The 22,343-nt window shown below is 40.3% G+C and carries 15 protein-coding genes; 13 read left to right on the forward strand and 2 right to left on the reverse strand.

Annotation, left to right across the window (positions count from 1 at the left end):
- Window positions 1-152: 152 nt before the first annotated feature.
- The 7 genes from DUL71_RS28535 (at window position 153) to DUL71_RS28570 (ending at window position 12,081) form a co-directional block, all read left to right on the forward strand.
- Window positions 153-3,632, forward strand: a complete 3,480-nt coding sequence (locus DUL71_RS28535; protein ID WP_114941225.1) for a TonB-dependent receptor — start codon at window positions 153-155, stop codon at window positions 3,630-3,632.
- 16 nt (window positions 3,633-3,648) lie between these two features.
- The gene (locus DUL71_RS28540; RefSeq protein ID WP_114941226.1) at window positions 3,649-5,559 is read left to right on the forward strand and encodes a RagB/SusD family nutrient uptake outer membrane protein; all 1,911 of its coding nucleotides are present in this window, start codon (window positions 3,649-3,651) and stop codon (window positions 5,557-5,559) included.
- A gap of 24 nt (window positions 5,560-5,583) precedes the next feature.
- Window positions 5,584-6,828, forward strand: coding sequence for a DUF5000 domain-containing lipoprotein (locus DUL71_RS28545; RefSeq protein WP_114941227.1), 1,245 nt, complete (start codon window positions 5,584-5,586; stop codon window positions 6,826-6,828).
- Window positions 6,829-6,870: 42 nt separating this feature from the next.
- On the forward strand, window positions 6,871-8,085 hold the full coding sequence (locus DUL71_RS28550; RefSeq protein ID WP_114941228.1) for a DUF4998 domain-containing protein: 1,215 nt from the start codon (window positions 6,871-6,873) through the stop codon (window positions 8,083-8,085).
- A 75-nt stretch (window positions 8,086-8,160) separates the two neighbouring features.
- Window positions 8,161-9,138, forward strand: coding sequence for a family 43 glycosylhydrolase (locus DUL71_RS28555; protein ID WP_114941229.1), 978 nt, complete (start codon window positions 8,161-8,163; stop codon window positions 9,136-9,138).
- 898 nt (window positions 9,139-10,036) lie between these two features.
- On the forward strand, window positions 10,037-11,386 hold the full coding sequence (locus tag DUL71_RS28565; RefSeq protein WP_114941231.1) for a sensor histidine kinase: 1,350 nt from the start codon (window positions 10,037-10,039) through the stop codon (window positions 11,384-11,386).
- Window positions 11,383-12,081 carry a response regulator transcription factor gene (locus DUL71_RS28570; protein ID WP_114941232.1) on the forward strand — a complete coding sequence of 233 codons (699 nt, stop codon included), beginning with the start codon at window positions 11,383-11,385 and terminating at the stop codon, window positions 12,079-12,081. The genes DUL71_RS28565 and DUL71_RS28570 overlap by 4 nt, the downstream gene beginning before the upstream one ends.
- A 368-nt stretch (window positions 12,082-12,449) precedes the next feature.
- Here the strand turns inward: DUL71_RS28570 and DUL71_RS28575 are convergent, their stop codons facing one another.
- Together DUL71_RS28575 and DUL71_RS28580 are read right to left on the reverse strand one after the other, a co-directional pair.
- Window positions 12,450-13,373: a ketopantoate reductase family protein gene (locus tag DUL71_RS28575; protein WP_114941233.1), complete on the reverse strand. Its 924-nt coding sequence runs from the start codon at window positions 13,371-13,373 to the stop codon at window positions 12,450-12,452.
- 13 nt (window positions 13,374-13,386) lie between these two features.
- A complete protein-coding gene (locus DUL71_RS28580; RefSeq protein WP_114941234.1) occupies window positions 13,387-14,325 on the reverse strand; it encodes a bifunctional helix-turn-helix transcriptional regulator/GNAT family N-acetyltransferase in 939 nt (312 codons plus the stop codon).
- Between the two features lie 3,058 nt (window positions 14,326-17,383).
- Here DUL71_RS28580 and DUL71_RS28590 point away from each other — a divergent pair.
- The 6 genes from DUL71_RS28590 to DUL71_RS28615 all read left to right on the forward strand — a co-directional run bounded on the left by DUL71_RS28590 (window position 17,384) and on the right by DUL71_RS28615 (window position 22,286).
- Window positions 17,384-18,298, forward strand: coding sequence for a helix-turn-helix domain-containing protein (locus DUL71_RS28590; protein WP_114941236.1), 915 nt, complete (start codon window positions 17,384-17,386; stop codon window positions 18,296-18,298).
- A gap of 245 nt (window positions 18,299-18,543) precedes the next feature.
- A complete protein-coding gene (locus DUL71_RS28595; RefSeq protein WP_114941237.1) occupies window positions 18,544-19,068 on the forward strand; it encodes a 2,4'-dihydroxyacetophenone dioxygenase family protein in 525 nt (174 codons plus the stop codon).
- Window positions 19,069-19,389: 321 nt separating this feature from the next.
- On the forward strand, window positions 19,390-20,076 hold the full coding sequence (locus tag DUL71_RS28600; RefSeq protein WP_114941238.1) for a peroxiredoxin family protein: 687 nt from the start codon (window positions 19,390-19,392) through the stop codon (window positions 20,074-20,076).
- 108 nt (window positions 20,077-20,184) lie between these two features.
- Window positions 20,185-21,306, forward strand: a complete 1,122-nt coding sequence (locus DUL71_RS28605; RefSeq protein WP_114941239.1) for a TlpA family protein disulfide reductase — start codon at window positions 20,185-20,187, stop codon at window positions 21,304-21,306.
- Window positions 21,307-21,583: 277 nt separating this feature from the next.
- The gene (locus DUL71_RS28610; RefSeq protein ID WP_114941240.1) at window positions 21,584-21,886 is read left to right on the forward strand and encodes a hypothetical protein; all 303 of its coding nucleotides are present in this window, start codon (window positions 21,584-21,586) and stop codon (window positions 21,884-21,886) included.
- Window positions 21,887-21,890: 4 nt separating this feature from the next.
- Window positions 21,891-22,286, forward strand: coding sequence for a hypothetical protein (locus DUL71_RS28615; RefSeq protein ID WP_114941241.1), 396 nt, complete (start codon window positions 21,891-21,893; stop codon window positions 22,284-22,286).
- Window positions 22,287-22,343 lie beyond the last annotated feature (57 nt).

Raw genomic sequence — 22,343 nt, forward strand, 5'->3', positions numbered from 1 at the left:
AGGAGCACTTGCGATGCCCCTGATTAATCGGCTTGATAAATCTTAATGCGGTTCTAGACACATTTCGTTTTACATAACCTTAACAAATGTATAAATTTTTTACATCAAAGAATTGTACGCCTTTGGGGTACACCAAGAAATTCCTCCTAATCATGAAGTTAACAGCAATACTGTTCTTCCTATCGCTTTTACAAACAAGCGCATCAGTTTTCTCCCAGCAAATAACCTATAAAAAAGCTGACGTCCGAATTAATGAGGTCTTTGCCGAGATTACAAAGCAAACTGGTTACAATATTATCTGGTCGCCGGCGCAGGTTTCGGGATTGGCTAAAGTGGATGCCAAGTTTAACCATACCCCATTGCCCGATGTGCTTAAAAAACTGCTTGCCAAAACAACCTTGCAGTTTGAGATCGGCGACAAAACTATCGTTATCAGCGAGAAGCCATTAAAAACGAGCGAGCGACAGTCCGAGCCACTAATAGCTGACATTACGGTAACCGGCACTGTAAAAGATTCGAAGGGCATAACCATTCCGGGGGCCACCATATCCGTTTCCGGCAATTTGAAACTGGGCACCGTTACCGATAATAATGGCAACTTTGTATTGACCCTCAAGGAGGGCTCGGTTATTACGATATCATCTGTAGGCTTTATTAGTCAGAAATTTACGATAACCAAAGAAACCAAAGTTTTAAAGGTCACCCTTTTGGATGATGTCAAGCAATCAGACGAAATCATCATCACAGCTTACGGGAAAAAAGAGCGTAAAGAAGCAGTTGTAGGATCAGTTACATCGGTTAAACCCGGTAATTTGAAAATTCCGGCAAGCAATCTGACGAATGCAATTGCAGGCCAGGTAGCCGGCGTTGTTGCCTATACGCCAAGCGGGCAACCAGGGCAAGATAACGCTAAATTCTTTATCCGGGGCGTTACTACGTTCGGATACAAACAGGACCCGCTCATTTTGATTGATAACGTTGAACTTACTTCCACGGATTTAGCGAGGCTGAATGTTGACGATATTGAAAGTTTTTCGGTTTTAAAAGATGCCAGTGCAACGGCCTTATATGGAGCAAGAGGCGGCAATGGCGTTATTCTCGTTAAAACCAAAGAAGGTAAATCAGGCGCCGCGCAGATCAATGTAAGGATCGAAAATTCGTCGTCACAATCTGTAAAGACACTTGAGATAGCTCCTCCTATAACTTATATGCGCCTTTTCAATGAGGCGACGCGTACCCGTTATCCACTCAACCCTCTACCGTATAGCGAAAACAAAATCATCAATACTGAGCAGACACTGGCACATGCGCCTGGTAGTAACCCCTATGTGTATCCGGCTGTTAACTGGATGGACATGTTATTTAAGAAAAGGACAAGCACGCAACGTGGAAATTTAAGTATTCAGGGCGGCGGTGGCGTTGCCCGTTATTACGTTGCAGGCTCATTCAGTAATGATAATGGCATACTCCGCACAGATATACGCAACAATAACAATAATAATGTCAACTTTAAAAATTACCAGTTAAGGTCAAACATCAACATTAACCTTACTGATAAAACCGAACTGATTGTGAGGCTGTCGGGAACCTTTAACGATTACAGCGGTCCGCTTACAAGCGATGGGAGTTTACAAACTCAATTATATAATTTAGCTACACATACAAGTCCTGTTGATTTTCCGGCTTATTTCCCTCCAGACTCTGCCAACCTTCATACACAGCATATCCTTTTCGGTAATTCGCCAGCTATATCGGGCAGTAACGATGGAGCAAGCCAATACGTTAATCCTTACGCCGAATTGTTAAAAGGGAATCAGCGGTACTCAGAATCAAGGATGCTTGCCCAGCTGGAGCTAAATCAAAATTTACAATTTTTAGCGCAGGGGCTAAATTTTCATGGCATTTTCAGTACAAACAGGTATTCTTTTTTTAAATCATATCAAAGCTATTCTCCATTTTATTACACGGCTACTGATTATGATCAAACTACCAATACTTACAAATTGCAATGGATCAATAATCTCCCGACCGGAAATAACGTAGCCCGCGAGTACCTGCAGTATTATCCTCAGGACAGTAACAACAGCACATTTTACTATTTACAGGCCGTGCTGGACTACAATCACACGTTCGGCGGTAAACATGGGGTTAGCGCTGCGCTTATCGGAACAAGGCAGCAAACGCTGAATTCGAGCGTAAATGGCGGTAACAATACAACATTGTTCACTTCGTTACCATACAGAAATCAAACATTGGCCGGAAGGGCTACATATTCCTATAAAAGCCGCTATTATCTCGAGTTCAACTTTGGCTATAACGGCTCGGAACGCTTTTCAGATCAACATCGCCTCGGTTTTTTCCCAACCATCGGCGGATCCTGGATAATTTCCGACGAAAAATTCTGGGGGAATCTGTATCAGGTATTTGACCGGTTTAAATTAAGAGCCAGCTACGGGTTGGTAGGCAACGATGCCATCAGCGACCGCCGCTTCTTTTACTTATCAGATGTAAACCTAAACGGGGGGAATCCGGCAAATTTTGGAACGGCTAACGGTTATGGCCGAAATGGCGTTTATATCAATAACTACGAAAATGATGACGTAACCTGGGAAACGTCAAAGCAAACCAACATAGGCCTGGAGTTTACATTCATGAAAAAAATTAATGTAATTGCCGAGGTCTATCAGAATAACAAGTACAACATTTTGCAGTACCGGGCATCAATTCCTTCATCATCCGGCTTAGAATCCGGGATTTCGGCGAATCTTGGTAAAGTAAATTCAAAAGGCATAGATATTTCACTTGATGGAAAGGAAAATATCGGCACGGATTTCGTTGTTGCCGCGCGTGGTAATTTTACCTTTTCAACTAATAAATATACGCAGTTTGAAGAGCCTCAATATAAAGAAGCCTATCGGCAGCAAGTAGGGCAGCCGCTGAACAGGCAGTATGGATTTATCGCTGAACGTTTATTTGTAGACGATAAGGAAGCCGCTAACTCACCTACACAAATTTTCAGTAGTAACGGCTTTGCACCTAAGGGAGGTGACATTAAATACAGGGATTTAAATAACGATGGTAAGATTGACGGAGCAGATCAAACGTTTATTGGCAACCCGACAGTTCCTCAAATTGTTTACGGATTCGGCTTATCCATGTCTTACAAAAATTTTGATTTGTCGGGGTTCCTGCAGGGACAGGCCCGCGTATCCTTTTTTATAAATCCTGCTACAACTGCCCCGTTTATCAAAAGTCCGGAATCTCAGTATACCGGCAACACGCAACTGCTACAGGCGTATGCAGACGATCATTGGTCTGAGGATAACCAAAATTTATACGCCTTATACCCAAGGCTGGGACCAAACGGTGCTGTTATTGAAAACAACAGACAAAACAGTACCTGGTGGCTTCGCGATGGTAGCTTCCTGCGGCTTAAATCTGTGGAATTTGGTTACACCCTACCCAAAAAATGGGCTAAAGCTGTTTTGGTTCGGAATGCACGAGTTTATTTCAATGGTTTGAACCTGTTAACCTGGAGTCCTTTCAAGCTGTGGGATCCCGAGCTTGGCGGTAATGGCTTTGCCTACCCCATTCAAAAAGTATTTAACGTTGGTTTGAACATAAATCTTTAATTATAAGATCTTGAATATGAAATTTTTAAATAAATGCATTTTAATATTAGCATTGGGTATTGTTTGTACATCCTGTAAAAAGTATCTGGATGTAACGCCCGAAAACGTTGGGACAATAGATTATGCTTTCAGAAATCGTAACGAAGCCGAAAATTATCTTTTTACTTGTTATTCAACTTTGCAAAAGTTATTTCAGGTTCAATATGATCCGGCGTTTTGTACCTCAGCAGAAATTTACTTTCCAAATAATTTAACTGATAATCAGTATATAGATCCTGTAGGCTTCAATCTGATCCGTGGAAATCAGACAAGTGCTAACCCTGGTTTGAATTTTTGGGATGGCACAAATCAAGGCCAGCCGATGTTCGTAGCCATCAGACGTTGTAACACGATGTTGGAGAACATCGATAAGCCTGTGGACTTGACGCCTGCGGAAAAAAAGCGATGGGTGGCAGAGGTAAAGTTTTTAAAGGCATATTATCACTTTGTTTTGTTCCGGCTTTACGGCCCCATTCCAATTACTGATAAAAATCTTCCGATCAACAGCTCGATCGAAGAAGTAAGGGTTCAAAGAGCTCCGGTTGATTCAGTTGTAAATTATATGGTTAATTTAATTGACCAGGCAGCCACCGATCTTCCGGTTACCATTCAAAACCAGGTTAAAGAGCTGGGAAGAATAACCAAACCTATTGCATTATCAGTTAAAGCACAAATTTTGGCTACCGCGGCCAGCCCGTTATTCAATGGAAATCCGGATTATGCCGGATTAAAAAGTAAATCGGGTGCCTTGCTTTTTCCTGCAGCATCTGATCCCGCAAAATGGGATAGAGCAGCAGCGGCTGTTAGAGAAGCCATAGATGTTTGTGAATCAAACGGTAACAGCCTTCACAAATTTATTCCTCCGGCCAACATCAGTAAATTGAGTGATTCGTTAAGAACAGAATTGGACATCCAAACAGCGATTACTGAAAAATGGGAGTTAAACACAGAAATGATCTGGGCGCTCAATCCGTATTTCGGGGCCCAGACCAATTGCGGGCCACGCCTTACTGCCAAAGCTGCCGCTAACCCTGCCTTTCAGGGAACATTCGCTGTGCCGCTGGCCGAACAGGAACTCTTTTACACCCATAACGGAGTACCTATCAACGAGGATAAAACATGGGACTACAATAACAGATATAGTATTCGTACAGGAGACTATGCCAATCGGTTTTATCTTTTGAACGGTTACCAAACGGTGAAAGCACATTTTGACAGAGAACCCCGGTTTTATGCAGACCTTGCTTTCGATGGAAGTATCTGGTTTGGCAACGGGCTGGTTAACCAGGAAGCGTTGTATTCCGTTCAGGGAAGAGGTAGTTCATCATTTGCAGGACCGACTGACAATATCAGGATTAACGTTACAGGTTACTGGCCTAAAAAACTGGTAAACTATCTGACCGTATATGATGATGGATATACACTTGAACCGTTCAGGCTTCCGGTTATCAGGTTAGCCGGCCTATACCTGCTATATGCTGAAACATTAAATGAACAAGGCAAGCCTTACACAGATGTGGTTCCCTGGTTAGATAAGGTTCGTAAAAGAGCGGGGCTGCCAGGCATTGTTGATGCCTGGAAAAATTATTCCAGACAGCCAACCAAATTTATGAGCCAGACTGGATTACGTGCTATTATTCACCAGGAAACTCGGATAGAACTTGCTTTTGAATGCCAGCCTGGCTGGGATTTAAGACGTTGGAAAGAACTGCAGTCTGTTTTGAGTGAACCTGTAAAAGGATGGAATATTTATGAACAGGAGCCCGAAAACTATTACAAAGTAAAAACGCTTGCGGTACCGGTTTTTAATGTTAAGGATTATTTATGGCCAATACAGGATAACGATTTAATTGTAAACCCCAACTTGACTCAAAACCCCAATTGGTAACTTAAGTGAAAGAATATTAAAATTATGAGAAATTTAAAAAACTACATATATGTGCCGCTGATCATGATCTTATGCATCGGAGGGCTTTCGTGTAAAAAAAATGATGGCAACCGCGAGCCGGTATCTAATGACAAATCGAAACCGGGGGTTGTAAGCGATATTAAAGTAGAGGATTACAATGGCGGGTCAAATATTATTTACTCGCTGCCAAATTCGAACAATATTCTGTATGTAAAAGCAAGATACCAAATCCGACCTGGCGTGTTCAGAGAAACAAAATCCTCTTATTATTCTGATACGCTTAACGTTGAGGGTTTCAGTAAAGAAGCCGGTTACGATGTTACCTTAACAACCGTTAGCCGCGCAAATGTGCAGTCTGACCCGTTAACCGTAACCGTACATCCTAAAAATCCCCCGTACTTGATGATTAAAGGAAGCACTAACTTGTCGAGCGATTTTGGAGGCGTACATGTAACCGCTGATAACCCTGAAAAAAATGAAATTGGTTTAATTGTCGTTGCCTTTGATAAATCGACAAACAAGATGGAAATCCAGGATCAGCATTTTACAACTGATAAAGTTATCGATTATTCGGTACGTGGTTATAGTACCGACGAAAGAAAATTTGGAGTCTATGTAACTGACCGGTTCGGCAATTTATCGGATACACTTGAAAAGCCGATACAACCGTTGTTTGAAACACTGCTCGACAAAAGCCAGTTTTCGCTTTACCGTTTAAATTCAGATACTGAACTTCTTTCAGGTAACAGCTGGACTGTCCAGAACCTTTGGGACAACCAAACTAATGGTAATAGCCCAGGCTGGCACACGCAGCCCGGCCATACACCTCCTTTCGTTTGCACATTTAATGTTGGGCGCACTTATAAATTAAGCCGTTTTGTGATGTGGGAAAGACCAGATTCCGATAACAAATTCGCTTTCGGCCATGGTAATCCTAAAGAATTTTCGCTATGGGGATCAAATGTTGCATCACCCCAGGGTGCAAATTTGCCGGTATCTGCCCCGGTTGGAACGGTGATTGGCGACTGGTTCAACATAGGTAACTTTAAATATCCCGACCCTCCATCAGGGCTTCCGCCTTTGGCGCACAACGAAGCAGACAACCAATTTGTTCTTGCCGGGGTAAATTTCAATGTACAACTGGATACTCCTCCAGTCCATTTTGTGCGGGTGGCAGTTGCATCAACGTGGTCAGGCGGAAATTTCGCTCATATTATGGAATTTTCATTCTACGGACAGCCTCTTTAAACTTAAAAACGATTAAAGACAGAACGATTTAATTGAAGAAAAATGAAAAAAATTTTAAGCTATTGTTTGTTGCTCTTTTTATTTCAAGGTTTAGCCGGGTGTAAAAAGTATGCGACTGATTATAAAAACTTTCTGAATAACCAGGAAAAAACATATCCGGGTTTAGTAAGCGGTGTTAAGTACCGTGCAGGCAATCTTCGTGCAGCCCTGGTATGGCATCCAAGTCCCGACCCAAGCATCATAAAATATGTCATCAAATGGAATAATGGCAAGGACTCTTTAGTTGCCGACGCTAATTCTCATAATCCTGCTGATTCTATTGTTGTGACTATTCCCGGATTAAACGAATACGTATACAGTTTTAAAATTATTACCCAGGATAATAAAGGCAACAGATCTATCGGGCAAGATTTAAATAATGTTAAAGTATTTGGTCCGGTATATATGTCGACATTGACTAATCGCCTTTACGATGCCGCCAATCCGTATGTATTAAATACCGACGGCTCTGTCGATCTCAACTTCCTTCCGGCAGATTCAGGGAACGTTTATACAAATGTCAATTATGTAAATAATGCCGACATTCCACATACCTATGTATTGAAGCCCCAGGAAACAACCCTTAACCTGCCGGATTTTAAATATGGCAGCTCTATCAGTTATGAATCCGGATATATTCCGGTGAAGGGAGCAATCGATACTTTCAGGGTCGAAAGAAATACCTATCCGGAAGTCAAGCTGATTGGGGATATAACTAATCTTTTCATAAAAAATGCGGGCCATCCTTTTCAACGAAAGGATAGCGGAACCGGAAAATGGGGGCTGCTTAAAGACTGGTCATATAACTCGGATGTTATTGATAAACTCGGAAACACGGCAGGTGGTTATTCTACTGATGATGGTGGAAATATACACATCGAATCAAGCGATGACGGCAACAGGCCTGTTCGCAATGGTAAAATCTGGCAAAGTTTTTCATTACCTTCAGGCGAGTATGAAGTGGAATACGAAACCGGGCCTGTCGGGGGTAATACGAGGGTGAATGAACTTGTTGTAACAGGTACAAGCCTGCCCGACATTGATAATCTCGGTACGCCGTTAGCTATATTTCAGGGAAATCAAAATACTATAGGTGGCTACCACACCATCAAGTTCAAATTAACGCAAAAAACCACAATCGCCGTTGGCTGGGTTGTTTTCGTTGACAGCAGCACTTACCTTGAATTTAGAGGAATTAAGCTTCGCAAGGTTTCGTAAGTATAAAAGCCGGCTGTTGTTTACGCCGGCTTTTTTCCGCTCATCAGATCACCATCATCAAAAATATAAATAACCATGAAATATATATTTCTCATCATTACACTTTTTTTGACATTTCCATGTGTAGCGCAAAAAAACATAATTAAGCCTGGAGAAATCTGGCCCGACCAACATGGCGATCATATTCAGGCTCATGGAGGCGGGATCATCAAATTAGGGAAATATTACTATTGGTATGGCGAGGAACGCAGAAAAGGGCTGGATACTAACCTCCGGTTTGTAAGTTGTTACCGGTCGGAAAATTTGGCAACGTGGAAATTTGAAGGAGATGTTGTTAAAATGTCCGATCCTGAACAATTAGGCACCGGGTGGGTACTCGAACGGCCAAAAGTCTATCATAGGAAATCAGACGGTAAATTCGTCATGTATTTTCACCTGGATAATAAAAATTATTCTTACGCAAGAGTGGGTGTCGCGATCAGCGATAAAGCTAATGGTGATTTTAAATTTATAAAGAGTTTTAGGCCTTTAAATAGGCCAAGCAGGGACATTGGTCAGTTCATTGACGATGACGGATCTAATTATCTTATTTTCGAAGACCGGGAATTAGGCTTTCATATTGTGAAGTTGTCTACCGACCTTCTAAGTGTTGAAAAAGAAATGAGTCTTGTCAACGCGCCTTTAGAAGGAGGAGCGATCGTGCATTACAAAAACCTCTATTACGCTATTGGATCAGCTTTGACAGGATGGGCTCCAAACCCTAATAAATTTGCATCGTCGAAATCATTGAGTGGTCCGTGGACGAAATTCGGGGACATTGCACCTCTGGAAACCAATACCTATAAATCGCAGTCCACAATGATGCTCAAAGTTGTGGGGTCCAGGTCAACCACAGTCATATTTATGGGTGACCAATGGAATCCGGCGGCTCAATGGGATTCGCGTTATCTTTGGATGCCTTTAACAATTGGCAATGGCAAACTTTGGTTGCCCAATCCGCAACCATGGAAAATTAATGTAAGGACCGGTGAAACAACGTTGGTTAAGAACTGAAAATTTAGCAAAAAAATGAGTAATACCGCACCAATTATTTTATAGTAGTTAAAAGCTATCGTCATTATTCGTCGGCAGCTTTTTGCTTTTCAGGCTTTATTTTGTTTCTGACCTGATTACGAAATACGGGAACGCTTTCTTATCTGGTCGAGATCACAGTTGGTTAGGTCCCATTTGGGCAAGATAGCCGATAAGCGCATTGTGATATTTAGGAACGTGAACACATATTTACAAAATATAAGTAAAATATTTGTCAAGCTAAACAGATATGTCCACTTAATTGATGCTTTCTCGGGCAATGTCATGGTCAAAGCCTGTATACCGGAAAAATATTTCTAATATCAATCTACTAGCAATTTTTATTTTAAATTTTATTTGTAAAACGCCCTGGCTTTGAAGATACACAATATTTATCCCAAATATATTTCTTAACACTTTAGGCATTTCGGCCTTTCTGGACGTTCTATTGATTCGAAGTAAAGCTGATTGCTGGAATTTTAGCGCCAACTTTATTGAACGACTTGGTTCATTGCGCCTAGTACAAGTATTCCACCCGTATTCAATGATCCTCTCTGTTGGTTTTAAATTTTCAATGTTGTTGCTTATGATTATTCCGTGATTGAAATCTCTTGATTGATATAGATCAGCCGCAATCAATCGTGGTAAGCAAACTGCAAAAAAAATAAATATAAAAAGTCTGTTCATTGTAAGTGGCATTATTGATAGGCGCGTTTAGTTTAGATCAAAACAAATCATCGGACTACGCGCCATTTCATTCCGATTGACAGTACAAAAATAGTTGCATCACGATTCTGATGCGTTAACTGCTAATAGATTAGTGTTAACTAGTGTTAACCCTGTAGGTCGTTGGTAAAAAGACATTTATATTTGTCACATCTTGAAAAAAAAACATACCATAACGTTTGGCATAGCGGCTTTGACCGCCTTTAGCATACTGCTTTTTCAGTCGTACTGGATTTATTACAATTACAGCAATGCACAACATCTATTTTTGGTTACTGCAACTAACGCGCTTGAAAAAAGTATTGAAAAGTACCAGCTTCAAGAGATTGACCTTCCGACCTCTCTTAATTATAAGGAACCATCGCTCACTGTATTCATGAAAACTCTTCCCGATCAGGACGCCGTCGCTTTAGATACTCCCAAGAGCAAAAGGTTGTTCAAAGCTCAGATGAGTACTGTCGCTATAGATAAAGAAAATGTGCCTATTGTAAAGGCTCTGATGGCCAGACTTTTACTTCAGCAATCACATAAACCACTTGACCTGAATGCCCTTACAAGAATTTACAGGGAAGAACTTCAAAAAGAATCAATTGATGTTCCTTTCACCTTAAAATCACGTCGTTCACCTAGTAAAATCCATTCCAACGAAATTGCTGCCAGAATATCTTATTATAAATCGGCCGTGGTTATTAGCGCCACAATCGAAAGTAACCGATGGTTATTACGCCATAATTTGTTACCCGCTTTGGTTTCCTTTTTGCTGATCTTTTTATCTGCAGGCAGCTTATGGTATATGGGATTAATCATTCGGCGACAACTTAAACTTGATCGTCTGAAAAATCAATTTATACGTAACATCACGCACGAATTCAGAACTCCGATGACCATACTGAGATCCTCCAATGAGGCAATTGCACAATTCGGTATAGCCTCCGATCCTGAAAAACTTTTGCGTTATACGGGAATCAATAATGCTGTCCTTGATAAATTGGAAAATGAAGTCGAAAGGATTTTAGAGATAAGTAGTCTGGAACGTAATTCTGTTTCGGTAAACTGGCAAATAGTTGACGTCCCCGAGTTAATGAAAACTATATCGAAGCGTTTCAGCTCAATTGGAAGTGATCGTCTACAGCTTAAATTCCAAACGGCAATTAAAGATGTGAAAACCGATTCTGATAAGTTAGATACGATTATCAGCAATCTCATTGATAATGCCCTCAAATATGCAGGCGAAAATGCTGAAGTAAGCGTTGAATTTACTGTTGGCGCTAAAAATTGGCAAATTCTGGTCAATGATAATGGCAAGGGAATCAGTCCGGAAGATGTTCCCTTGATTTTTGACAATTTTTACAGGGTGGATACTGGGGAGGTGCATGATGTAAAAGGGTATGGACTAGGCTTGAGCCACGCTAAACAATTAACTGAGTTATTGAATGGGAAGATAGGAGTTGAGAGCGGATTAAATGAAGGTACGCGTTTTACCATTAAATTTCCACTGGCATGAATAAAGTTAATATTTTATTAGTAGAAGACGAACCTGTCCTCGCTTCAATTGTGAAAGAATCGTTAGATAGCCGTGGATTTGGCGTCAGCATCGCGGGAAATGGTACAGAGGGCTGGAGTTTGTTCAACCTAAACAAGCCTGACTTGTGCATTGTAGATGTCATGCTACCTAAAAAGGATGGTTATTCCCTGGTACGAGATATTAGAATGACGAACAGTCGAGTTCCAATTATCTTTCTGACAGCACGGACGCAGATGGAAGATGTATTGAAAGGGTTGGAATTAGGTGCGGATGATTATATGAAAAAGCCTTTCAGTATGGAAGAATTGATATTGCGTATTAAAGCACTTTTGCGGCGAAGTCAAATGCCGGAAATTGACGGAGAGCATGAGGGTGATATCCTATTGGGAAACCTGCTTTTCAACCATCAGCGTCTTGCCATTTCAGGAGAAGGTCATACCGCTTATCTTTCTCAAAGAGAAGGAGATTTGCTCAGGTTACTCATTCAGTACAGGAACCGTTTACTGGACCGCCGGATTGCCCTTCTCCAAATTTGGGGAGAAGACAATCGATTCAATGCACGCAGTATGGACGTTTATATCACCCGATTGCGCAAATTTCTCAAAAGTGGTGGATCATCAATTGAAATTCTCAGCGTGCGAGGACAAGGCTATAAGCTTACGGATAAAGACTAGCGCGTACTGTTAATTAAACTATTAGAGATAGATTATTGATCATGAATTTCTGATAAGTCAAATTCTCCGGGTATATTAACCTAGCCAAGCTAATGTGTGTATACTGTTGTTTGAGTGCAACGCACATTAATTTTTCAATGGTTTAATCGTCGATAGCCGGTAACGTGGTCTGAGAAGCCAATTATTTATTATCAGAATGAAACTGACAGGCTTTGCATATTAGCTTCCATTACTTACCGCTAGGCTCCAATATCAGCCATCATATTAGCCGAAACTAGTGTCCAAGTTCATTTGGCTGCTGGTTAGGAAGTGTATCCGGTATTACAACGCCTGATATTAACTTCCGATATTTGGGAGTCGATTCTATGTTATCTTAATATGTTGTCAAAATGCTCTGCGATTTTCGAATAATAAGGCAGTTGAAGGTGATGCTTACCCGCCAGCCTGACTATATCAAAGATAAGTTCATTTCTTTCGTCGGGCTTTTTCTGCTTCAGGTCTTTTTGTAAAGAAGCGGTGAAATCGGCCGATAAGCTATCCAGTATTCGCAAGTTATCCTCAAAAAAATTTTCCGTCAAACCGAAACCAGCCCTATCTGAAATCTGCTTTAATTCGTGGAGCAGATCGACGAAAAGTTGCCGGTAAGGGCCGTCTTTCTGGAGGTCGATAGCTTTCTTATTGTGGTAGGCTGCACAAGCGGCAAATGCCGATGTAAACGTTAGTTTCCGAAATATCTCATTGGTGACAAGTGAACTGTAGCGGATATCGATTTCACTTTCCAGGAAATCTTTTTGCATTTTTTCTATCAAAAGATTTGGTTTTAGGGCAACTTCATTCAGCCCGTAAAATATCTTGAAGATTCGATTGTTCTGACTTACTTCACCTGGCGCTGAAATATATCCGGTAATATAAATACAACCATCATAAATGTTAAGGCCCGGCAATTCAGTGCGGAGATAATGTCCTGCGCCAAGTGAATTGAGTATTGGAATGATAATGCTTTGCAGGTGGGATGTTCTTTTCAGCATCGGTATTATATTTTTTAAGTCGTAAGCCTTTACGCAAACAAAGATTACATCAAATTTCTGGTCTCCCATTTGTTGCTCTGAAATAGCTTTTATGTTCTTGATGCAAACAGGTGCTTCCCCATAAGTTTTAATGGTGAGCCCTTTGTTTTGGATTGCCTTCAGGTGTTCACTGCGTGCTACAAGTGTAACGTCATGGTGTTTTTTCGCCAAATAGCCGCCAATAAGGCCGCCGGTTCCACCAGCGCCAATTATCAGGTATTTCATAAAGATGGATTAGTTAGTTTTCGGTAGTCAGATTAAGATCATACCGTTCTTCGTGAAGCGTTTTTCCCCATTGCTCCATTTCGATAGAGGCTGTAGGCTGAAAGCCTGCTTTCCTATACATGGCAATGGCTTTTTGCTGAATATCTGTCGTTAGCAAATAAACGTTGGTAAACTGCTGCTCCTTGCAATGTGAGAGCGCTGTAGTAAGCAAATGTTTACCCACACCCGTGCCCCTAAAAACAGGATGAACCAGAAACCATCTTAATTGCGCCTCGTTGTCGGACTTAGATAAAATCGCTATACAGCCAATAATCTGCTCATTATAAGTCGCCAGCCAGATCTTGTCTTTCCGGGTATCATAATGTTCTAAAAGCTCGTAGAATGTTTTGACTACGTACCCTTCAAATTCCTGAGAGTAGCCTGATTCTCGTGCATAAAGCACGCCGTGAAGATAAATAAGATAACCAACGTCGCCCGGCTTCAAGCCTTCCCTGTAGGTTACCTGACGGGACAATACCTGATTGCTGTAATCTACTGATAATAAATTTTCTAGGGTTATCATGGAATTAACCAGCATCCCCGCTTCATCCGTTGACAGCTTTTTTAAAAAAACCTCAATCTGTCTGTCGGATTTCCCTTGCAGCTCATTTAATAATTTGGAACCTTTATTTGTAAGGCTGATGTGCTGCACCCGTGAATCCTGCTTTGATGGCATACGCTGGATAACCCCGTCATTGCTGAACATTTTAATAATCTTACTTAAATAGCCTTTATCCAAACCCAGCAATACTGCCAGTTGCTGGGATGTTATGGGTTGACGCAGGCCGATCTCGAATAAGATGCGTGCCTCTGCCAAAGAGTATGGTCCGTCTAAAATATGCTCATTAAGCAATCCAAGATGGCCTGTGTAAAAGCGGTTAAAACTCCTGATCTGCTCTATTTCTTTCTTCATAATGCAAATATAGAAACAAGTTGACAATTGTCAAGTATTATTGTTGATATTTATCAACTTGTTTGCTCTTGGTTGGACCGGTATATCAGGCTTTCGGTCGTCGTTAACGATTGCTCTTAGACTTGCTTAATGTTGACCTCCTATTTTAATCCGGTTGTCTCCAATTTTTAACTTTGTAATTATACTTCGATTCAAAATCAGTCAACATCCATTCCCTTAAAATCTGATTCTTGCAAGCATTGCTCATTTTTTCGAAACGAATTTCTTTCGCACGCGGCTCAATGACTGGGATGTGATGCCAAGATAGGAGGCTACGTCTGCTAAAGCTACCTGTTGTGCAATCTTAGATTGTTCATCCAAAAAAAAACGCGTATTTCTCCAATGCTTACCCCACCAATTAATTATTTTTCATCGTAACTATGTCCGCCATTGTTAGTTGACCTATTTCATTGATTGTTGCCTTTAAATAAGGTAATCGCTGATATAGAGGATTTAAATCATGTATGTTAATTTCTAAAATCTAAGCATCCGTGGCTGCCTGTAATCCTTGTTGCGTCGGCACGTTGCCGTCTAAACTGTACAGAAATAAACTGGTGTTCTTCCCAAAAATAGTAAACAATATCTCTTTCTGCAGGATGTGGAATGGTAATCTTTAGCACGCCCGAATTGATAAAAAATAGGTGATGTGCAATCGGGGTTTTATGTGTTTAACTATGCCTGTAAGAATCGGTGAACCGAGGGCCGGACAACAAAGTAGCTCCAAAATTCTTTATCTAGATTGCCTTGATACAGATGGTTGTAAAAAATTAGAGATATTTCTTCGGCCCATATTTCACTATCTAATTCTTACCTGAGTCCGTAATACCGGAGAAGTTAAGTCCGCTTTCGCCATCAATTATAAAAGCCACGCCATGGCCGATTCGGAAAGCAATAAATCTGATCCATTCAACCATGGCGGGCTGGCTGGAGATTCTGATGAACCGCTGGCACCCGTTTGAAGCGGTTTTCCTGCTAAAAGTAAACATCAGTGCAATAATACCAACCCAATAATAATATCACCCATTAAGGATATTGATCCCGTTGCATTGTTTTTCATAATTGATAAATGGCTGACAAAGAGTTCAGTAACTCATCCATGCTTTAAATTAACAATCGGGGTTTTCTCTGATAGGCCGCAGTGAAAGTAACCAAATATGGGGATGTATGATATAAGAGCCATGGATTTAATTTACGGAAAATATATTCTAAATGCTGAAAACTAATTTCCAGTCAATAAGCTGGTAAGTCAAACAACGAATCTGAACCGAAATCAGAGTATAGTGACCGATTTAGTATGAACCCAGGTTTTTTGAAAAACAAGCAACCTTCAGACAAAGGATAAAGATGAAAAGGATGGCGACGTGAACGAAAAGAACAGGTATATGATGGGGAACTCCTGGATATCCAAATCCCGCTGATGATTTCGAATTTAATAAAATGCTGTAATTCCGATATAAAAACCAATGAAAACCGTGTTTATAATAAAAAGTACTGCAAAGCTATTCATCGAAATTTCTGATGCAACGGCGTCCCGTGCATCTAAACTGAAAAGAGCAACCAAAAAACACTATAGTAAATCGTATAGATCAGTGTACTCCAATAGTCTTATCAGTTTGTCCGTTATTTCAAATTTGGGGAAATTATATTAAAGCAATTGGAATGAACATCCGAATGACGCGCATCAGCATATCAATATCGTTTCGTTTTTTTAAAAAGTGCAGATCATCACCCCGCTCATATTAATAATTGCAAGGGGCGGGTAAAGCCTTCCCCACCTACTTACTCTAAGCAACTTTAATGTCAAAGTGCTGAAGATCTGCTTTCAATAAATTTGGTTATTACCTACTGATGTAATTGAAGGCGCAAAAAATGGCAAAGCTGGTTGCGTTGCTGCTTCTTGGTGAAAATCTCTCGCGAAAATTGGAACGCCATATTTGTATGGTTGGCAGAAATTAGCTTTTTCTACCTTGAAATTGATTCCACAATAATATGAAGAAAAGCAGACTGCACAACATTTGCTTCCATAAAATACGACGGTTTTCATAGGAAAACAAAATGCTGTATATTTGCTTGTAGTTTGCAAGTGAATATTTTTTTCAGGTTTAGCTACTAGGCCTTGTAATGGAAAACTGAGAATTAGAAACTTACTGTATTAGGAAAATGCAGATCAGCAACGATAGGTAATACTTCGCCATGGATAAATTGTAGCGCGTGGATAAGAGGTTTGGGCGTTGGCATAAATTTAGGATGAACATTTAGGGGTTTTGGAATGATGAGAATACGTTGACCCATGCAGTGTAGATGCATGATCAGGAAGGTTGCGGAGAGGCGGTTCGATATACGACCGTTTTCTAAGCGATAAATAAGCCAGGATACTTTGTGAATGCATCATTTAACTTTCTAAACCGGGCATTTGGTGTGGGCGACTCTTAATGACCGGGGTAACATGTATGAATTTTGCGAAAGTCTTTATACCATACGCATTAGAGAAAAGTACAAATAGAATGGAAGCGTGTTTAGGCGAAACGGTCGATGCAAGTAAGCGGGATTCAGATATTCCTAAAGCCTTTGCGAGTTAGCTTTGCTGGATTGTATGGGTGGTTCAGTCATAGACTTGAATCCTATTCTTTTAATGATTGTTGAGTGCTACCGACCTTAAATGTACTTGCTATAATTTCGAACACAGAGCATCGTTTAATCGGACTTTTTTTAAATTGATTTATTCAATAAGGATCAGCTTAATGGCTGACGCAGTTAACACTATTTAACACTGATAATCGCTGAGTTAACGATTTCCATAAAATGCCATTGTACTTTTGTAGAAATCGCATGATGTTCTTCAACATAACTGCGGCCTTGGGTTATTAGTATGTAGATTATCAGCACATTGACAGATCCGCTAAATGGTAATATAAGACAAATTTTATTCTAACTAAAGACTACGTTTTGGCATTTTCACCCGTATTAAGTGATTAAATTGATATCGGTTGTACTGTCATCAATTTTTTAAACAAAAAATATGGCGAAAGATAAACAAGAAAGTATTGATGATTATTACCAACGAAGACCGGAGGCGAAAACAGATAGTTCACCTTTGACTTTCACCGATGGTTCACATATTAATGTTTTCTTTCTAGACGGGGCTTATGTTAAGGGGCCTTATAAACGCAGAAACTTTTATATGGTTGCGCTCATACTGAATGAAAGCAGCGTCCAAATTAATGGGGTGTGGCACCAACTTCGCCAACCGGCGCTGATTTATTCTACTCCTGCGACGTATTTTGAATGGCGGTGCGACCTGGGTGACAGAAAGGCCTGGGTTTGCTTGTTTAACGACAATTTGATACGACCTAATCTCTGCGGGGAGTCTCTCAATAGTTTTTCATTGATTCATATAAACGAAAATCCGGTTTTTCTTTTAAATGACCGGCAACTGCAGGAAGTAACAGATATCTATATGAAGATGAAATCAGAATTGGAATCGGATTACCAAATGAAAAAGGATTTACTGCGAAATTATGTATCTGTTTTAATTCATTTTGGAAACAAGATTTTGGCGAAAAAGCCGGATCAACTATCGCTAACGGCATCATCGAGGATATTGTCAAATTTTCTCGATTTGCTAAACCAGCAATTTGCGGATCATAATCCTGAGAAAGCCATCGAATTGAAATCCGCTGCGGATTTTGCAAATCGGCTTGCGGTGCACATCAATCATTTAAATCATGCCGTTTCCGAAACAACAGGTAAAACAACCACAGAAATTATTGCACAGAGAATACTGGCAGAGGCACTTTATAAGCTGCAGTATACAAAGCTCACTATAACTCAGATTTCTTTCAGTTTGGGTTTTAGGGAAGTCCCCTATTTTCATCGTTTTTTTAAAAAAAGACATGGAGTTACACCGGGAAATATACGTCGATCAGTATCTTGATGTGCTGAAAAATACGGTTGATCAGTAGTCGAGGCCCAGTTAACAACATTTTTGATGAAACCGTCATTATCTCATAATTAATTGATGACACATAATCGGACTATTTGAAAAATATAATTAATAATGTGAATAGTATAATTTTCCGTTTTTTCAGCACCCTATTTTTGTACCGAAATCGATCTGCAAGAAAAGTGAAAGAGCGAAAGTCTGATTTCCAGTTCGATCCAATTAAATGAAAAATAATTATGCCAATTCAACAATTTAATTTTTTTACTGACGGTCTGCAGCCGGGGCAGCGCCAAACAAGTGATTACATCGTTAACACAAATTTGGAAGATGAGCGTCTATGGATCCCTTTTGGTCCCGGAGTAGCGTTCCAGCCATGCCAATTCAATGTAAGCAACGGCGGCTTTATCGTGATTTTGAGGGCTGATCCCGGCGCACAAATGCCACCCCACTTTCATTCAACATCAGTTATAGGTTATACACTGAAAGGAAACTGGAGATATTTGGAGCACGACTGGTCCGCAGTGCCTGGCACATTCATTTATGAACCAGCAGGCGAAGCGCATACTTTGATCGTCGACCCTTCTTCGGCAGAACCAGCTATGATTCTTTTCGTAGTAACAGGAGGTTTTATCTACATTGACAAGGTTGATCAAGGTAATATGTTGGCCTACGACGATGGTTTTACAATACTTGAAATCGCTCGCCGGCATTATTTAGAGGTGGGCTTAGACCCAAAACTACTTGATGCAATGATCAGGTAGAAAGCCCGCTACGATGAATTATTTCGCTGTGGCTGTCCATTTGATTAAATTAGTGTATTTAATTCATCGGGACAAGTTAAATAAAAAGGGCAGGAATATTGATATTCCTGCCCTTTCTCAATTTTACGTTCTCATCATGTCTTTGAAACCTTTTAGCAGATAATCATAGCAAGATGACTTATCATTAAAGAGGAAGAATGCCGATCTGATACCTTAAATATGGCATTGAGTATGTTCAACTTAATACCGAAAGTTAACACTATTTAACACTAACTATCTTGATGTTAACATAAAAACATATATGTAGGTCTAATTTTGGGCATGAAAAAAAATCTAAGTTTCCTGATAGGATTGTTCTTAACTATAAGTGCGCATGCACAGATGCAAGTCAGTAAGTTTATTTTGCCAGATGGCAAGGAAGTTCCCCCCGGCAAGCTTGATAGCGTTGAAAAAGCATGGGGTGGGGAAATTATGTTTCAACATGATGATGAGGATGATAAGAAACACATTATGCATTTGATTCGTCGAACTCCCGAAATGGCCAAAGCAATGGAAGAAGCAAGTCGTAAGCAACAGATGGCTATGGAGTCCATGATCGGCCGGCCAGCAGCCGACTTTTCGTTAATGGATTTGGAGGGCAAGGAAGTTACTTTAAGTAAATTAAAAGGCAAGGTAATTGTATTGAATTTTTGGTTCACAAGTTGTCCGCCCTGCAATACTGAAATGCCGGAACTGAATAAGCTCGTTAAAAATTTTGACGGTAAAGATGTGGTGTTCTTAGCCCTTACTTTCAATAATCCCAATATGATAAAGGAATTTTTAAAAAACCACTCCTTTTTCTACACCATTCTACCTTCATCGCGGACAGTTGACAAATTCTACCAGATCACTTCCTGGCCAACAAGTTTTGTTATTGCGCGTGATGGCAACGTGGCTTTTGCAGTGAATTTCAAAGATGATATATATGCGGTACTTTCAAAGCAAATTACCAGCGTATTGAATAAATAGGATGAATCATTGGTTTGATGCCCTATTCATAAGGTATCTGTTTTAATATTACTAAATACTTCGCTGACAGATCTGTTTGGTGGTTATTTTTTACATACTCGAGAATTTATGAAATTATTTTCGCTCCCTTTAGGTAAACTCCCGTTGATAATACTGGTGATGATCAGCCTGATCAGTTGCCGAAATAATCATGACACTTTTGTAATCAGGGGGCATGTTAGCCACAATAATTGTAAGATAGTTTATCTATACGAAATTGATTCAGTAGGTTATAGAGTAATCGGTTCGGCTCCTGTCCTCCAGGATGGTAATTTCGTAATAAGAGGTCGTTCTTTATTTCCAGATGTTTACAAATTGGAAATCGGCCAGCAAGATTTTAATCTGGTTATTAATAACGGAGATCAGCTTGACTTTTCGACCGACCAACTTGATGCCGATCATCATTATATGATCAAGGGATCAGCCGGTTCTGAAATCCTACTTGGATTTGATGAAATGAACAACCACTTCGAAAAAAGTAAAAGAATGTTGATAGCATCATTCCAAAACGATCTGGCCAATGGGACAAACCGTGAGAAATTGCTAAAAAAATATGAACCTACTATAAAGGCAATTTCAGATTCTGTTAATGTTCAAAGTATCAAGCTCGTGCATAACGCTCAGCAAAGTCTTGCAGCTGTGTACATAGCCTCAACCCTTGACGAAGTTAGTGATGAAAAGTTTTTAGTGGAGTTTGCCCAATCGCTTAAAATCCCAGATACAAGCCCGTTTGTGATAGCTTTCAAAAAAAGATTTCTGGCCTTGGCATCGACAATTGTAGGAAGTAAAGCACCGAACTTTGTAATAAATGACCGCTTTGGAAAAAAGATATCACTTGCAAACTACAGAGGAAAATACGTTTTGGTGGACTTCTGGGCTTCCTGGTGCCCACCCTGCCGCGCTGAGAATCCAAACATAGTTAAAATTTACAATCGCTATCATGCACAAGGCCTTAATATTCTGGGGGTTTCACTCGATACCGATACCTCGGCATGGCATCAGTCGGTATTGTCAGATAAATTGATCTGGAAGCAAGTTTCTGATCTTTCAAAATTCAGTGGGAAAACGGAAGTCTTATATCACATTGAAAGTATCCCGTCTAACTTTCTGATTGGACCGGATGGAACTGTTTTGGCAAAAAACGTTTTCGGCAACGAATTGGAACTAGTTTGTAAGAAGCTATTCAACTAACTCACTTTCCGCGCACATCTTATGCTTATTTGTTCCATAAAAGCCGTTACGAGTGCAGAGTACCGACGAAGTTATGCCGGCTCGAGATGCTGTCTTGATGATGAGGAATAAGCTCTGATTAGTATGCTATCGTTAACATCATCACACACTTGTTTTCTCGGCGGTAGCAGTAGCTAATGAATTGGTAGTGAATCGAAGGATACATAACATCCAGTCCCCAACATCGGGGATACCGCCTTTGTAGTTGAACTATTAGTTTTGGGACTAAAAATAATCTATGATAAACGACCCAAGTTACGCTGATGGCTTCCACATCAGCATTGAAACGGCTCAGACAAAGCTTCATGAAAACGAGGCAGTTCAAAACTGTCAATTGATGTCCACCAGTGAGCTGGGCGATAAAATCGCTGAGTTTATAGCATCTGCCTTACAGCCTCAACAGCAGATGCGCGTGAACCTGATCTTCAAGAAGTGGGATACAGCGTTCGTTATTGAAGAAACTGCATATGAGGTACGTTCAGAAAAAAATAGCTTGAATGGCGACTTCGCACGAAATTACTGGATAGAAACAAATAATTAAAAACATGAAATTTTTCTTTTGTGCCCTACTTGTAACGGGCATGTTTGCCAAGGCCTCGGGCCAGGAAATTGGCCCAAACCCGAATGCTTTACAACAACATGCATTGAATGTAATTGAACAATTAAAACTAAATATTGACACCTGCAAGCATAGTTCGACACAAGGCCTTTATGGACTGGATGTTTCTAGCACTCAAAAGATGCTTCCGGCGACGGTACATCCGACTACAAAATGGATTACTCATGGAAAAAATAACATGAGCGCAGCTAATTCTTTAAGTATTGATTACGCGCAATTAGTACCTGTATTGGTCGCCGCATTGCAAAAGGAGCAATCAGAGTTAGCAGATCTAAGAAAAGAACTAATTGAATTAAAAAAAGAGGTTCCGACCAGTAAGTAAGGTTCCTTTGAGTTTCAGCTCTTTTTAACGTCGTATTCAAATCAGTTTGCGAAGGTC

It is taken from the genome of Mucilaginibacter endophyticus (assembly GCF_003351025.1).
GTDB classification, from domain to species: Bacteria; Bacteroidota; Bacteroidia; order Sphingobacteriales; family Sphingobacteriaceae; genus Mucilaginibacter; species Mucilaginibacter endophyticus.

Excerpts from the sequence above, each read along its gene's own strand:
- DUL71_RS28535 (WP_114941225.1), top strand. The coding sequence starts at position 153 with ATGAAGTTAACAGCAATACTGTTCTTCCTATCGCTTTTACAAACAAGC.
- DUL71_RS28540 (WP_114941226.1), top strand. The coding sequence starts at position 3,649 with ATGAAATTTTTAAATAAATGCATTTTAATATTAGCATTGGGTATTGTT.
- DUL71_RS28545 (WP_114941227.1), top strand. The coding sequence starts at position 5,584 with ATGAGAAATTTAAAAAACTACATATATGTGCCGCTGATCATGATCTTA.
- DUL71_RS28550 (WP_114941228.1), top strand. The coding sequence starts at position 6,871 with ATGAAAAAAATTTTAAGCTATTGTTTGTTGCTCTTTTTATTTCAAGGT.
- DUL71_RS28555 (WP_114941229.1), top strand. The coding sequence starts at position 8,161 with ATGAAATATATATTTCTCATCATTACACTTTTTTTGACATTTCCATGT.
- DUL71_RS28570 (WP_114941232.1), top strand. The coding sequence starts at position 11,383 with ATGAATAAAGTTAATATTTTATTAGTAGAAGACGAACCTGTCCTCGCT.
- DUL71_RS28575 (WP_114941233.1), bottom strand. The coding sequence starts at position 13,373 with ATGAAATACCTGATAATTGGCGCTGGTGGAACCGGCGGCCTTATTGGC.
- DUL71_RS28580 (WP_114941234.1), bottom strand. The coding sequence starts at position 14,325 with ATGAAGAAAGAAATAGAGCAGATCAGGAGTTTTAACCGCTTTTACACA.
- DUL71_RS28590 (WP_114941236.1), top strand. The coding sequence starts at position 17,384 with ATGGCGAAAGATAAACAAGAAAGTATTGATGATTATTACCAACGAAGA.
- DUL71_RS28595 (WP_114941237.1), top strand. The coding sequence starts at position 18,544 with ATGCCAATTCAACAATTTAATTTTTTTACTGACGGTCTGCAGCCGGGG.
- DUL71_RS28600 (WP_114941238.1), top strand. The coding sequence starts at position 19,390 with ATGAAAAAAAATCTAAGTTTCCTGATAGGATTGTTCTTAACTATAAGT.
- DUL71_RS28605 (WP_114941239.1), top strand. The coding sequence starts at position 20,185 with ATGAAATTATTTTCGCTCCCTTTAGGTAAACTCCCGTTGATAATACTG.
- DUL71_RS28610 (WP_114941240.1), top strand. The coding sequence starts at position 21,584 with ATGATAAACGACCCAAGTTACGCTGATGGCTTCCACATCAGCATTGAA.
- DUL71_RS28615 (WP_114941241.1), top strand. The coding sequence starts at position 21,891 with ATGAAATTTTTCTTTTGTGCCCTACTTGTAACGGGCATGTTTGCCAAG.